Annotated in this window: 10 protein-coding genes; 8 read left to right on the forward strand and 2 right to left on the reverse strand. The window is 65.8% G+C overall.

The window, feature by feature from the left end; all coding sequences use genetic code 11:
• Positions 1-43 precede the first annotated feature (43 nt).
• Complete coding sequence (locus tag ACNI3R_RS00290; RefSeq protein ID WP_426178936.1) at positions 44-475, forward strand: MarR family winged helix-turn-helix transcriptional regulator; 432 nt, start codon at positions 44-46, stop codon at positions 473-475.
• A gap of 299 nt (positions 476-774) precedes the next feature.
• On the opposite strand, the gene ACNI3R_RS00295 is transcribed toward ACNI3R_RS00290, so the two are convergent.
• The gene (locus ACNI3R_RS00295) at positions 775-1,104 is read right to left on the reverse strand and encodes a hypothetical protein (RefSeq protein ID WP_426178937.1); all 330 of its coding nucleotides are present in this window, start codon (positions 1,102-1,104) and stop codon (positions 775-777) included.
• 260 nt (positions 1,105-1,364) lie between these two features.
• Here ACNI3R_RS00295 and ACNI3R_RS00300 point away from each other — a divergent pair, with 260 nt between their 5' ends.
• From ACNI3R_RS00300 to ACNI3R_RS00330, 7 genes are all read left to right on the forward strand, one after another.
• A complete protein-coding gene (locus ACNI3R_RS00300) occupies positions 1,365-3,437 on the forward strand; it encodes a hydantoinase/oxoprolinase family protein (RefSeq protein WP_426178938.1) in 2,073 nt (690 codons plus the stop codon).
• Positions 3,434-5,101, forward strand: a complete 1,668-nt coding sequence (locus ACNI3R_RS00305; protein ID WP_426178940.1) for a hydantoinase B/oxoprolinase family protein — start codon at positions 3,434-3,436, stop codon at positions 5,099-5,101. Before ACNI3R_RS00300 ends, ACNI3R_RS00305 begins: the two co-directional genes overlap by 4 nt.
• Before the next feature lie 25 nt (positions 5,102-5,126).
• On the forward strand, positions 5,127-6,068 hold the full coding sequence (locus tag ACNI3R_RS00310) for a LysR family transcriptional regulator (protein ID WP_426178942.1): 942 nt from the start codon (positions 5,127-5,129) through the stop codon (positions 6,066-6,068).
• Between the two features lie 16 nt (positions 6,069-6,084).
• On the forward strand, positions 6,085-7,401 hold the full coding sequence (locus tag ACNI3R_RS00315) for a cytosine permease (RefSeq protein WP_426178943.1): 1,317 nt from the start codon (positions 6,085-6,087) through the stop codon (positions 7,399-7,401).
• A 133-nt stretch (positions 7,402-7,534) separates the two neighbouring features.
• Positions 7,535-9,622: a TonB-dependent receptor gene (locus ACNI3R_RS00320; protein ID WP_426178944.1), complete on the forward strand. Its 2,088-nt coding sequence runs from the start codon at positions 7,535-7,537 to the stop codon at positions 9,620-9,622.
• Entirely contained in the window at positions 9,622-11,790 is a 2,169-nt protein-coding gene (locus tag ACNI3R_RS00325; RefSeq protein ID WP_426178945.1) for a M14 family metallopeptidase, read from the forward strand. The genes ACNI3R_RS00320 and ACNI3R_RS00325 overlap by 1 nt, the downstream gene beginning before the upstream one ends.
• A 108-nt stretch (positions 11,791-11,898) precedes the next feature.
• Entirely contained in the window at positions 11,899-12,843 is a 945-nt protein-coding gene (locus ACNI3R_RS00330; protein WP_426178946.1) for a dihydrodipicolinate synthase family protein, read from the forward strand.
• A 16-nt stretch (positions 12,844-12,859) separates the two neighbouring features.
• Here ACNI3R_RS00330 and ACNI3R_RS00335 read toward each other — a convergent pair whose 3' ends face one another.
• Positions 12,860-15,127, reverse strand: a complete 2,268-nt coding sequence (locus ACNI3R_RS00335; protein ID WP_426178948.1) for an NADP-dependent malic enzyme — start codon at positions 15,125-15,127, stop codon at positions 12,860-12,862.
• Positions 15,128-15,162: the final 35 nt, after the last annotated feature.

Consider the following 15,162-nt stretch of genomic DNA (forward strand, 5'->3'; position numbering starts at 1 on the left):
TCGCAGTTGCAAAACAGCGCAATACCATTTATTGAGGTACCTCATGAAATCCGTCGAGGAAGATCTGCTCACCGATCTGGGCCGCCTGTACGGCAGCCTGAAGCGGAGCTTCGACCGCTCGATGGTGGAGCGCGGGGCGTCGCTCGCGCGGACCAAGATGCTGATCTTGATCCAGAAGGAAGGCGGCACGGTGCGTGCGATCGACATTGCCGAAAGGTTCGGAATTGCGCCGCGCACCGTCACCGAGGCGCTGGACGGGCTGGAGCGCGAGGGAATGATCTTGCGCACGCCAGATCCCACCGATCGCCGTGCGAAGAGGATCAGCATCACTCCGCAGGGCGAGGCCGCAGTTTCCGTCACCGAACCGATCCGGCAGGCGCTGTCGAAAAAGATACTGGTCAGCCTCGGCCCGGAGGAGCAGGCAAGCTTCCACGCAACGATCCGGAAATTGCTGCGCTGCATCGACGAAGATTGATTATTTTTCCTTAAGCCGCCTCATGTTATCCTCGGCGCCTGTCTCCGCACCGTTCAAACAAGAAGGCGGGCGGGACCTCAAGGAGAGGTGCGATGGAGAGGATACATCACAGCTTCTGCCAATGCGGCTTCGGCCTGCTCTTCACGTGCAGCGCGCTTTCGCTGGTGGTAACCGGAAGCGTCTATCTGCTGCTAGGCTGACATCCCCCAATTGAGCCGAGACCGTCACGTCGACCGGTCACCCATAGCAAAGGGCCCGGACGCTTGCGCGCCGGACCCTCTTTCCGTCGGTCGGTCGACTTACTTCGGCACGCAGTAGAAGCCGCCACCCTGGAACGGGTTGCCATAGGCATCCAGCGCACCGGCATGATAGCCGGTCGCCTTATACTTGATCTTGTCGGTGTCGATGCTGCCGCAGACCGAGGCGCCGCGCGCGGCTTCAGCGGCGGGAACCGGACCGAAGGCCGTCGGATCGTCCCAGGCGAGCGTCTGATCCGCCTTGGCGACGAGGCGCGGCGGCGTGCTGCTGGCAACCTTGCCCGGCTTCGGCACGGATGCGCAGCCGGCCAGACCGGCAGCGGCAACGACGCACGCGAGAGCGGCGACCTTCTTGACAGTACGGATGGTCATAAGCCTGTTCCCTTTCTTGATCCTCAGCCCGACTAGAGCCGTCAGGTGAATAACGTGTTACCGTGACAGGTCGCCACACCCAGTCCGGCACGCGGCACGACGGTCTCGGTTGTCGATCCTAACCCGGACCGGGTGCAGCCGCCCCTATGTAAATCCCCTAGGACTCGCCTCCCGCCGGGCTGACCCGAATGCTGTTGCCATCGCTGCAACGATCTTCGCCATGCTGGCGCTTGTGCCGCCGCCCCATGTCGGGTCACATCATGGCGTTGGCCACAACAAGACATCGGGGCAAGATGCGCTATCGTATAGCCGTGGATATTGGCGGTACATTCGTCGATTCCATTCTTTTCGACATGGAGACCGGCGGCATCAGGATCGCCAAGGCCTCCACGACGCCCGACGAACCCGCACGGGGCGTCATGGAGGCTCTGCGCCGTCTCGGCGCCGATCTCGCCAACACGGACCTGTTCATCCACGGCACGACGCTGGGCCTCAATGCCGTCATCGAGCGCCGCGGCGTCGAGACCGGCATCATCACCAATGAGGGGTTTCGCGACATCTTCGAGATCGGGCGCGGCGACGTGCCGGCGCACTCGATGTACGACTATGCCTATGACCGGCCCGCGCCGCTGGTGCCACGCCGTCACCGCCTCGGCGTACCCGGACGGCTCAACGCCCATGGCGAGGAGGTCGTCGCGCTCGACGAGGCCGCCGTGGTCGAGGCCGCAGGAGCACTGGCGGACGACGGCGTCCGCTCCGTGGCCGTCTCCTTCCTGCACAGCTACCGCAACCCGGAGCACGAAGCGCGCGCCGCCGATGTGATCCGCCGTCATTTTCCGCAGCTCGCCGTGTCGACGTCGAGCGGCATCACCCGCGAATATCGGGAATATGAGCGCACGGCCACGGCGGTGATCGACGCCTATATCAACCCCATCTTCGGCAACTATGTCGACCGGCTCGACTCCGCCCTGCGCGATGCGGGCTTCGGTGGCCGTTTCCTGATCATGCGCTCGGCGGGCGGGGCGATGTCGGCCGAGGCCGCCAAGGCCGCGCCGATCTACACCGTTCTCTCCGGTCCGGCCGGCGGCGTAATCGGTGCCTCCTACCTTGCGCGGATGCTCGGGAAGACCCGGCTGCTCACGCTCGATTATGGCGGCACCAGCCTCGATACCTCGGTCATCGAGGATTTCGAGCCGCTGGTGATGCACGAAGCGCGCCTCGAACAGCTGCCGGCGCAGATCCCGATCTTTGATATTCGCTGCATCGGCGCGGGGGGCGGCTCGATCGCCTGGGTCTCCGAAGGTCTGCTCCAGGTCGGTCCGCACAGCGCGGGCGCGACCCCCGGTCCGATCGCTTATGGTCGTGGAGGCGCGGAGCCGACCACCACCGACGCGGCGCTGATCCTCGGCTTCCTCGATCCCGAGGCCTTTCTCGGCGGCGCGCTGCGCCTCGACGCGGATGCTGCGCGTGCGGGCATGGAGGCGAAGGTCGCCTCGCCGATGGGCGCGGACATATTGGCCGCAGCCGCCGGCGTGTTCGACGTGCTGATCGCGCGCACCGCTGGCGCGATCCGTGAGATCACCGTCGAGCGCGGAAAGGACCCGCGCGACTTCTCGATGCTCGCCTTTGGCGGCGCCGGTCCGATGATCGCCCCGCTGATCGCCCGCGAAGTCGAGAATTTCGAGCTGATCGTCCCCGCCACGCCCGCCGTCTTCTCGGCCTGGGGCATGCTGATGTCGGACCTCGTGACCGACGCCGCGCAGACCGACATCCGACTGCTCGATCCCGGCGCGATGGGGACGGTCGCCGGCCAGTTCGAAGTGCTCGTCGAAGAGGCTCGCTCGGCGCTGGTGACCCAAGGCGCGCCGCTCAAGTCGCAGGAGGTGATCCGCCTGCTCGAATGCCGCTATGTCGGCCAGGAGCATGTGCTGGCGATCCCGCTGAACGACGGCCCGATCGATGCCGAGGCGGTTCGCGCCACCTTCGCCAGTACCCATGCCGAACGCTATGGACATGCGCCGAAGGACCCCGTGCAGATCGTCACCTTGCGCGTTCGCGCCTATAGCCGCCTGCCCAAGCCCGAGATCGTGCGGCCGGAAGCCGCGAGCGGCCCCGTCGAAGCAGCGCTGCTCGGCCACCGCGACGCCTTCTGCTTCGCCCGGCGCGGCCTGTGCGGCTTCGACGTCTACGACCGCACCCGGCTCGCACCCGGCCACGGCTTTGCCGGCCCGGCGATCGTGGAGGAAGGGACCTGCACGACGGTCGTCCATTCCGACCAGCGCGTCACGGTCGACGCCCATGGCAACCTCATCATCACGCGGAGCGCAGAATGAGCCTAGACGGTGCGACACTGGAAGTGATCCGCAGCCATCTCGTCTCGGCAGCGGAGGAAATGCGGCGGACGCTGATCCGCACGGCGTTCAACCCCGTGATCTACGAGGTGCTGGACTTCGGGATCTCGCTTTATGACGCAGACCTTGAACTGATCGCAGACGCCCCGGGACTCGCATTCTTTCTGGGCGCGAACGACCATGCGCTGGTCAAGGGCATGGACTATGTCGGTCGCGACAATGTCGCGCCCGGCGACATCTTCGTGATGAACTATCCCTATTGGAATTCGGCCCATGCGATGGACGCGACGCTGTTTGCGCCGGTCTTCGCGCCGGGCGCCGACCGGCCCTTCGCCTATACCTGCATCCGAGCGCATTGGATCGACCTGGGTGCGAAGGATCCGGGCTATGTGCTCGATTCCACCGACATGCATCAGGAGGGGATGATCTTCCCCGGCACCCGCGTCTACCGCGGCGGCGAGCCGGTGCGCGAGATATTCGAGCTGATCCGCTTCAACTCGCGCATGCCCGACATCGTGATCGGCGATCTCGAAGCGCAGATCGCGGCGACGCAGACGGGCATCAAGCGGCTCAACGCCATCTATGCGAAGTTCGGCGGCAACGCTTTCGCCGAAGCGGTCGCGCGCATCAAGGAACATGGCGAGGCGGTTGCGCGCAAAGCGCTGGCCGCCCTGCCCCATGGCAGCTGGGAAGCCGAAGACCTGATCGACGATGACGGGATCAGCGACGATCCCGTTCCCATGCACGTCCGCGTGACGATCGACGACGACGGGCTCACCTGCGACTTCTCGAAGTCCTCGCCCGCCGTGCTCGGCCCGATCAACGTTCCGATCGGCCTGACCGAGACGATCTGCAAATTCGTCCTGAAGTCGATCACGACGCCGAACAGCCACAATAATGCGGGCACCTTCCGTCCGCTCAAGGTGGTCGCACCGGAAGGCAATCTGTTCCATGCCGTCTATCCTGTGGCGACCTTCACCCAATGGGTGTCGCACCTCGCCCTCGAACTCGTCTATCGCGCGCTGGGGCAAGGCATGCCCGACCGGATCGCGGCCTGTTCGGGCGGTGACATCATGGGCTTCATGATGATCGGCAAGGAGCCGGCGACCGGCAAGATCTATGCGGTCTCGAACAACGATCCCGTCGGCTGGGGCGGCACCGCGCAGCATGACGGCATCAACGCGACCAACCACATCTCCGGCAGCCTCGTCCGCAATACGCCGATCGAGGTGCTCGAGATGCGCACCGGCATGTTCATGGAGCGCTGCGAACTGCGGCCCGACAGCGGCGGCGCCGGACGGCATCGCGGTGGTCTCGGCCTCGTCCGCGACATCCGCTTCGTCACCGACGGCGAGTTTCTGTCTGTCACCAAGCGCAGCAAGGAGAAGCCCTGGGCGATGCTCGGGGGCGAGCGGCCCGACGCCAATTGCGTCGAGCTGTTCCCCGAGACCGAGCGGGCAAAGCGCGTGGGAACCTATCGCACCAAGGTCAAGGCGGGCGACCGCATCCGCGTCCTCAGCGCTGGCGGCGCCGGCTATGGTCCCGTGACCGAACGCGATCCGGCCAAGGTGAGGGAGGATGTCCGCGACGGTTATGTCAGCGCGGATGCAGCCACCCGCATCTACGCCGTCGAAGCGAACGACTGACGACGCGGATCGCAGGGAGACAGGGATGGCGATCCCCAGCCACAAGCTCCAATATCTGTACGAGACGTACAAGCGCGGCTCGATGCGCAGCGCGAGCGAGCATCTGGGCGTCGCGGTGTCGTCGATCAGCCGGCAAATTTCGCAAGTCGAGGCCGAACTGGGCATTCCGCTGATCGAACATGGCCGCCGCTCGGTCAAACTGACCGAGGCGGGCAAGCTGGCGATCGACTATTACCGCAACACGGCGGTTCACCAGTTCCAGTTCGTCGAACAGCTGCGCGATCTGAAGGATTCCCGCACCGGCCGGATCGACCTGGCGGTAGGCGAAGGCTTCGTGACCCAGGCGCTGTCCGAAACGCTCGCGCTGTTCAATGCCCGTTTCCCGACGCTGACCCTGTCGGTCCAGGTCGGCGGGACGAACAGCATCGCCGAGCGGGTGGCGGATGACGAGGCGCACATCGGGCTGGTGTTCGACGGCAAGCCGCACGACCGGCTCACCGCGCGCATCACCCTGCCCCAGCCGCTCTATTGCGTCGTGTCGGTGCGGCACAAACTGGCCATGCGGTCGAGCGTCGCCATGTCCGAGCTGGCCGAGCATTCGCTGTGTCTGCTCAACGACCGTTTCCGCATCCGGCAGCTCCTGTCGGAAGCCGAAGCGGAGGCCGGCCTGTTGCTGACGCCCGCCATGGTCACCGATTCGATCGCGCTGGTGAAGTCCAGCGTCGTAACCGGGAAGTTCGCGACGCTGATGCCGACCTTGCCGATCAGCGCCGAGGTCAGCGACGGACTGCTCGTTGCCGTCCCGATCGAGAGCCAGACGCTCACCCGCACCACGGTAAGCGTGGTGACGCGTGCCGGGCGTCAGCTGCCGAAATCGGTGCTGGCTTTGCTCACCATGATCGAAGGCGCGCTGAAGCGCTGGACTGCGCTCGATGCGGGCGCGCTCGCGCGTGAGGACGCCGACTGACCGAAGGGACCAAGGGATGAGCGACGCCGGCGACGGCCTGCTGGAAGGCAATGCGGCCCAGCAGGTGAGAAGCGAGGACTTCCGGCGGTGGACCTTCTTCGCCGCGATCCAGATCGGCACCGCCATCTGCGTTCCGATGTTCGCGCTGGGCGGCGATCTCGGCAGCCACAGCCGCTTCCTCGACCTGCCAATCCCCGTTCTGATCGCCTCGACGCTCGTGGCCCTCATGTCGATGGCTACCGGCTATGTCGGGATGACGGCACGCCTGCCGACATCGGTCTTTACCCGGACGACCTTCGGCGTGGTGGGCGCGAAGCTGCTGGCCGCGGTGCTGATCCTTACCTTGCTCGGCTGGTTCGGCATCCAGATCGAAATGCTGGCGCGGGCGGTCGTCGGCCTGCTCGACAGCCAGTTCGGCATCACCGTGCCGCTCGGCGCAGTGATCGTAGCCTCGGGCCTGCTCGTCAGCACCACCGGCATCATCGGGGTCAAGGCGCTGGGCAAGCTCGCGACCTTCACCGTGCCCTTCCTGCTGGCGGTGATCACGGTTCCGCTGTGGGTCGCCTTCGGCCGGATCGACGTCGCCGGACGGCTCGCGGCGCAACCGCTGCTCCCAGCCTATGATGCGGGTACCATTATTTCCATCATCGCCGGCGGCTATATGACCGGTATAGCCGTGACGCCCGACGTCTCGCGCTTCCTCGCCACCCGCCGCGACATGGTGCTCGGACCGCTGGTCGCGCTGGGGCTTGTTCTCCCCTTCCTCATCCTGCTGTCGGCATCGCTGGCGGTCATCTATGGCACCGGCGACCTGATCGGTATCATGATGCGGGCGGGCCTTGCCGCCCCCGCGCTTGTCATCCTCATCCTCGCCACCTGGTCGAGCAACGACAAGAATCTCTACGAGTCTGCCCTGTCGCTCTCGGCGCTCGTTCCGGGCGTTTCGCGCTGGATGCTCGCGAGCGGCGCCGCGGCGATAGGCATCGCCTTTGCGGCACTCGGTATCTTCGGCCATTTCATCGGCTTCCTGATCATGCTCGGCATCGTCATCGCACCGGTCGCGGGCCTCTACACCGTCGACTTCGCCCTGCGCCCCGATCGCTATGCGCCCGACGCATCCGCCGAGACGCGGGCGATCCGGTCGCTGCCCTTTCTGGTGTGGGCTTTGGCTTCAGCGTTCGGCTGGTCGACGCTTCCGGTTGCCGGGGGAGGGCTCGGCCTGTTCACGGTGACGGGAGTGTCGACGCTCGACGCGCTCGCGGCCGCGACGGGCCTCTATGCGCTGGCCACGGTGGCGCTCCGCTCGCGGATGCGAAAGGCCCCCGCTGTCTGAACGCGCTCCTGCTCCGATAACGCATCGCCAACTTTGCTCGCAGTGCAACGAAGCCGTCACGATCGGAAATTGATGCGGCCGGCGGCTAGGTCATGTTGCAATTGCTAGATATCGCCAAAGAAGGGGTGGGCCCATGAAGACGTTGAAGACCGCTTTGAGTGCCAGCTTGCTTGCCACGACCATGTTGGTCACCTTCGCCCCGGCCCATGCGCAGGCCCAGCCCGCAGATGCAGGCGCAGCCGACGCGCTTCCCGGCGACATCCTCGTCACCGCCCGCAAGCGGACCGAGGCGCTGCAGTCGGTGCCCGATGCGATCACCGTCGTATCCAGCAAGACGATCGAGCGCGCCGGCGTTCAGAACCTGCAGGACATCGGCCGACTGACCCCCAATCTCGTCATCATCGACCAGCTTCGTCCCGGCATCCAGACGGTGTCGATCCGCGGCTTCACGACCGTACAGGGCGGCAAGGCCCCATTCGCGACGATCGTCGACGGCGTTCAGCAGCCGGGCATGGAATATCTGGCCCAGAACCTGATCGACATCGACCGCGTCGAAGTCGTGCGGGGCCCGCAGGGCACGCTCTACGGTGGCGGCGCCATCGCCGGTGCGATCAACATCGTCACCAAGAAGCCTACCAACCAGTTCGAGGGCAGCGTCTCGGGCGGCTATTTCGAGGGACCGGGCTGGACCACCACCGCGACTCTTTCCGGGCCAATCATCCAGGATAAGCTGTTCGCGCGCGCCTCGGTCTTCCATGTCGACGACGACGGCCTGATCACCAACATCACCACCGGCAATTCGGTCGACCAGCGCAAGGACACGTCGGTGCGCGGCCGCCTGCTGTTCCTGCCGTCGGAGGACGTCACCATCGACATCAATGGCAGCTACACCCATGGCCGCGACGGCGCGCTGTGGCTGGTCGCCGTGGACAACAGCAATTTCGAGGACTTCTCGGCCAAGCCCGCGACCGACATCGACGGCATCGACCGGCGGGACCTTTACGCGCTGTCGGGCAAGATCGACGTCGATCTGGGGGCGGTCACCGCCACCTCGATCACCGCCTACAACAAGGCGGAGCAATCGCTGTTCGCCGACGGCGACTTCAGCCCCAGTTCGCTCTTCGCGCAGACCTGGGTGACCAACAGCCGCTCTTACAGCGAGGAACTGCGCCTCGCCAGCAACGGCAGCGGGCCGCTGCAATATGTGGTCGGCTTCTTCTACCAGGACTATAAGATCACCGACATCACCCAGTTCGGGTCGGTCCTCGCGGGCGGCGGCTACGACTTCTTCTCGACCAATCCGAACCAATATAGCTCCAAGTCCTGGGCAGGCTTCGGGCAGGCGTCCTACGACTTCACCGACGCGCTGCAGCTGACGCTCGGCCTGCGCTACGACAGCGACCGGCAGACGGCGCGCAACCCGCTCGTCGCGAACCCGACCGTCGACCGCAAGACGTTCAAGCGGTGGCAGCCGAAGGTCAATCTCAGCTACAAGTTCACGCCCGACGTGCTCGGCTATCTGACCTATGCAACCGGCTTCCGCACCGGCGGCTTCAACCCCAATTCGCCACTCGCGCTGCGCATCTACGACAATGAAGTGTCCGAGAATTACGAGGCGGGTATCAAGAGCAGCTTCTTCGGAGGCCGCCTCGTTGCCAATGGCGCGGTCTTTCACACCTCGTTCGAAGACCAGCAGTTCTTCTTCTCGCGCGCCACGAGCCAAGGCATCTTCCGAGTGATCGTCAATATTCCGAAGACCCACGTCAACGGCGTCGAGTTCGAACTGATCGGGCGCCCGACCGATGCGATCACCCTCCGCGGCTCGCTCGGCTATAATGACACGTCGATCCGCAATTTCGACGGGACCGCACTTTACCGGGGGAACCGCACGCCGCAGGTATACGGCCTGACGCTGGGCGGCTCGGCCGAACTCAACCAGCCGATCGCCGACGGAACAAACCTCGTCGCGCGGGTCGACGTGGAGCATCGCGGCGACGTCTACTGGGACATCGAAAACGAGGTCCGCTCGACTCCCAAGACCTTCGTCAACGCCCGGCTGGGCGTCGACATCGGAAAGTACAGCATCGCCGCTTATGCGCGGAATCTGACCAACGAGCGTACCCCCGCTGCCGTCGGGGCGAACGCGCTCGGGCCGGGCCGGACGCTGCGCAGCACCAACCAGCCGCGCCGCATCGGAGTCGAGGCGACGGTCAAATTCTGATGTCGAGAGGGATCGCCTGGCCGGCCCCCGTCCGTGCTCCCTTGCCGCCGGTTCGTGCCTGGACCGGAGTCAGCGAGGGGCTGATACGCCCGGCCGACGATCCCTGGATATCTCCCGCAGAGGCCAGCGGGTTCGACACCACCCCTGGATATGCCGAGACGCTCCACTGGCTGGAACGTCTGGCCCAGGCGAGCCCGCTGATCAGGCTGGAGAGCCTTAGCCGCTCGGTCGAGGGGCGCGATCTGCTGCTGGTGATCGCCAGCCGCGATCCCGATCGCGCCCTGACACCGGGCGGCGGGCACCGTCCCCGCCTGCTCGTACAGTGTGGCATCCATCCCGGCGAAATCGACGGGAAGGATGCGGGGCTGATGCTGTTGCGCGACATCGTGCTCGGCGACCGGGGCTCGCTGCTCGACGGCGCCGACTGGCTGTTCATTCCGATCCTCAATCCGGATGGCCATGAGCGGACCTCGGCGTTCAACCGTCCGAACCAGCGTGGGCCTTCCAACCAGGGATGGCGCACCAACGCGCAGAATCTCAATCTCAACCGCGATTATATGAAGGCGGACTCGCCCGAGATGCAGGCGCTGCTCGGCCTGCTCGGCCGGATCGATCCCGACCTCTATATCGACCTGCACGTCACCGACGGGCTCGATTATCAATATGACATCACCTTCGGCTTTCAGGACGCGCCTTACAGCCTGTCGCCAGCGACCAACGCCTGGCTCGAGGGATCATTCCGGCCGGCAGTCGATGCGGCGCTTGCCGATGCGGGCCACCATGGCGGTCCGCTGGTTCTCGCGGTCGACGATCGCGAACCCGCGCTGGGGCTGACCCTTCCAGCCTTTCCCGCGTGCTTCTCGCACGGCTATGGCGACGCTCGGCACATCCCGACCGTGCTGGTCGAAAACCATTCGCTGAAGCCGGTGCGCCAACGCGTCCTCGGGACCTATGTGCTGATCGCCCAGAGCCTGGCCCTGCTGGCGCGCGAGGCCGACATTCTTCGCCGCGCGCGTGACGAAGATCGCGCGAGACGCTCCCGCTGCGTCACCACCCACTGGGTCGCGCGCAAGGATCCCGTCCGACAGATGCTGTTCCACCCGATCGCCAGCGAGCATTATGTGTCGCCGGTAACAGGCGCTCGCGAGGTCCGCTGGCTGGGCAGTCCGGAACCCGCCACCCGCGTACCGCTCTATGGCTCAAGACCGGCCTCGACCGAGGCGAGGCCGAACGCTTATTGGATACCGGCGGGCGAGCGGGAAGCGATCGCCTGTCTCGCGCGGCACGGAATCCGGATGGCTCAACTGGCCGAGCCTCACGAAGTCGAGGTCGAAATGATCCGTTTCGAGCGCTGCGAGTTCGCCGGCGTCGGCGAGCGTCGTCCTCGCCTGATCCCCGGACCGATCCATCGGGAGACGCGCCGGGAGACTTTCGCTCCCGGTTCGGTGCGTATTCCCCTCGATCAGCCGCTGGGGACTCTCGCCATGCTCCTGGTCGAGCCGAGCTCGCCGGACTCGCTGTTCGCTACCGGCCATATCTCGGGGATGGTCGACGCGACCGATTATCTGGAGGCCTATGTGGTCGCGCCCATGGGTGAGGCGATGCTGGCGCGATCGGACGCGCTCCGCGACGCGTTCGAGACGCGTCTCGCCAACGACGCAGAATTTGCCGCTGACCCGATGGCGCGCCTGCGCTGGTTCTACGCCCGATCGCCTTATGCCGATGCGCGCCACCTCCTGTATCCGGTCGGAATCGAGCGACAGAATTGCGGATTCAGCGCGAATATCGAAGAACCGCATATTCTGACGCGGATGTTCGCTTGGTGGAACGACGCCTATCTGCTGCCCGACGCCTTCACTGAAACCGCCTTCGCCCGCTATTTCACGCGGGATGCCGAACTGATCGTCAATGGCGAGTTGCGCGCGCACGGCCTTGCCGGCCTGGTCGCGCGCTTCTGCGACGTGAAGCGACTCACCGACCATGTCCGGATCGAACTGCCCTTCATCGACAGCTTCGCTTCCGCCGATGGCCGGAGAGTTTACACGCGCCACCGCGCCCACGCGACGATCCGGGGTATGACCGAAACCGAGCTCATCAGCGGATGGGCCGAACTCCGCGGCGGGCTGATCCGGCGCCTCGACTTTGTGAGTGTCATTCTGTCAGCCTGAAGCGTGCTGCCTTCCGCGAGACGCAACAATCTTATTGCGCCGCGCGATTGATGCGGAAGATCGACGAGCGCACATCGGTGACGACCGGGGGTTAAGGCAAGGACGAGTATGGACAAGCGTTCGAGAGTTGAATGGCGGGGCTACATCCCCGCGATGCTGACCCCCTTTGCGGATGACGGCACGCTGGACCCGGTTCGGCTGCGCGGCCATCTCGAATGGCTGGCGGCGGAAGGCATGCACGGTCTGGTGATCGGCGGAACCACCGGCGAGTGGACCAGCCTGTCGTCGGCGGAACGGCGCGACCTGTTCCGCCTGGTGGGCGACCAGATGAAGGGCCGCCTGCCGCTGATCGCCGGCTGCACCAGCTACACGCCGGGCGAGAGCATAGACCTCGCGCGTCATGCCAAGGCCTGCGGCTTCGACGGCATATTGCTGACCCCGCCCCCCTATATCCGTCCCTCGGACGAGGAGATTGTCACTTTCTACCACATGGTGTCGGACGCCAATGTCCTGCCGATCTGCGTCTATAACTGGCCGCCGGGCACCGGCATCGACATGTCCCCCGGGTTGCTCGGCCGCCTCGCCGATCTCGACGGCGTCGTCGCGATCAAGCAATCGACCGGTCGGCTCGACCAGTTCGTCCGAACCTTTTTCGCGCTGCGCGACAAGGTCCGCGTGTTCGGCTTCTCGATGGACGAGCATGGCTTGACGCTCCTCCATGCTCATGACGGCGACGGGACCATGGGCGCAGGCGGAGTTCTCGGCCGCGATCAGCCCGATTTCTATAACCATCTCTGGCGGGGCGATCTCGAGGCGGCGCGCGCCTGCGGAGCCAAGGACCGGCTGATCCTCGATCAATGGTACACGCCCGACCTCGTCGGACGCTTCGGCTCGGGGCCTGCTGCGCTCAAGGCGGGCTTCCGCCTGCTTGGGCAGCCGTTGGGTGGCGTGCGCCTGCCGCTGCGCGACGTCGATGCCGAAGGCCTTGCCGCCATCGCCGAGACGCTGCGCCAGGCCGGTAAGCTGTCGCGCCCGCTCGAACGGGTCGCCTGACCCCTGATATGTACGGCTATCGCCGCTGCACGACCTCGGCAGCGGCGATAGCGGTGAGGTTCAATATGCCGCGTGAGGTGACCCCCGGGGTCAAAACGTGGATCGGCTGCGCGAGGCCCATCAGCATCGGCCCCACGGTCGGCGAGCGCGACGAGGCTGCCAGCGCCGTCAGCGTGATGTTGGCCGCGTCGAGATTGGGCATGACCAGCAGATTGGCCGATCCCTCGAAGCGGGAATCGGGAATCAACCGTTCGCGCAGCGGCTGGGACAGCGCTGCATCGGCGTGCATCTCGCCGTCGACCGCCATGTCGGGCGCCATCGCCCTCACCAGCTTGAACGCCTCGCGCATCTTGCGCGCGCTGGGGCTGTGCGATGCACCGAAATTTGAGTGGGACAGCAGCGCGACCTTGGGTTCGATGCCGAAGCGGCGCACCGCGCGCTCGGCGAGTATCGTCATCTCGGCGACCTGCGCCGGGCTGGGATCGGGCACCATGTGCGTGTCGGTCAGGAACAGCACACCCGCATCGGAGATCAGCCCCGACAGCGCATAGACACGCTGGGCGTCGGCCGAACGTTCGATCGTGCGCAGCACATGCTCGACCTGACCCCAATATTCCGAATTGCCCCCGACCAGCGCCGCATCGACCTGACCGGTGCGCAGCAGCATCGCGGCGGTGACGGTCGGACGCCGATAGACGTGGCGGACGATCTCGGCCGACGGCACGCCGCGCCGCGCGGCAAGGCCGCGATAGGCCTCGACCAGCCGACCGAACCGCTCGTGATCGGTCTCGGGATCGACCACCTCGACGTCGCGGTCGAGTTCGAAGCGCAGACCGAGTTGCGGGAGCTTTTCGGCGAGGATGCGGCGGCGAGCGACGATCACGGGGCGGACCAGCCCTTCGTCCAGCGCATCCTGCACCGCGCGCAGCACGCGATCGTCCTCGCCCTCGCCATAGGCCATCCGCGCATGCGTGCCACGCGCCGCCTCGAAGACAGGCATCATCAGTTGGCCCGACCGTGCGCTCTGCTGCTGGAGCGAGCGGCGATAGACTTCGATGTCGATCGGGCGGCGCGCAACCCCCGACGCGATCGCCGCCTGGGCGACGGCGGGCGCTATCTCGGCGATCAGGCGCGGATCGAAGGGCGTCGGTATGATATAGTCGGGCCCGAAGCTGAGCTTGCTGCCGCCATAGGCTTGCGCGACGCTTTCATGCGCGGGCAGGCGGGCGAGCGCCGCGATCGCCTCGGCCGCCGCAACCTTCATATCCTCGTTGATCGTGGTCGCGCCGACATCGAGCGCACCCCGAAAGATATAGGGAAAGCACAGAACGTTGTTGACCTGGTTGGGGTAGTCCGACCGGCCCGTCGCGACGATCGCGTCGGGGCGCGCAGCGCGGGCGATCTCGGGCAGGATCTCGGGCTCGGGATTGGCCAGCGCGAAGATCAGCGGCCGTTCCGACAGCAGCGGCAGCCATTCGGGCTTCAGCACGCCCGGCGCCGAAAGGCCCAGGAAGACATTGGCGCCCGGCAGCACCTCGGGCAGCGTCCGCGCATCGGTATGCCGAGCATAACGCGCCATGTTCGGCGCCATGCCCTGCCGGCCGGCATGGACCACACCGTCCTTGTCGGTCAGCGTGACATTTTCGACCGGCAGGCCCATCGACACGAGCAGATCGACGCAAGCAAGCGCCGCAGCCCCGGCGCCGGACGTCACCAGCTTGGCCTCGGCCAGGCTGATGCTCTGCAGGACGAGCGCATTGCGAACGGCGGCCGCAACGACGATCGCCGTGCCATGCTGGTCGTCGTGGAAGACGGGGATGTTCATCCGCTTCTTGAGCGCGGCCTCGATCTCGAAGCATTCGGGCGCGCGAATATCCTCGAGGTTGATCCCGCCGAAGGTGGGCTCGAGCAGCGCCACCGCCTCGACGAAGCGTTCGGGATCAGTCGTGTCGACTTCGATGTCGAACACGTCGATATCGGCGAACTTCTTGAAGAGGACTGCCTTGCCTTCCATCACCGGCTTCGACGCCAGCGCGCCGATCGCGCCGAGGCCGAGCACCGCCGTACCATTCGAGATCACCGCAACAAGATTGCCACGCGCGGTGTAATCGAGCGCCTTGTCCGGATCGGCCGCGATCTCTTCGCACGGCGCCGCCACGCCGGGTGAGTAAGCGAGCGCCAGGTCGCGCTGGTTCACCATCCGCTTGGTCGGCTCGATCCGCATCTTACCCGGCTGGGGATAACGGTGATAATCGAGGGCGGCGCGACGAAGCGTCTCTTCCACGGTGGGTGACTCCAGCTTTTTCGGGGCGGGGCGGG

The sequence above is a fragment of the Rhizorhabdus antheiae genome, assembly GCF_049889055.1.
Lineage (GTDB): Bacteria > Pseudomonadota > Alphaproteobacteria > Sphingomonadales > Sphingomonadaceae > Rhizorhabdus.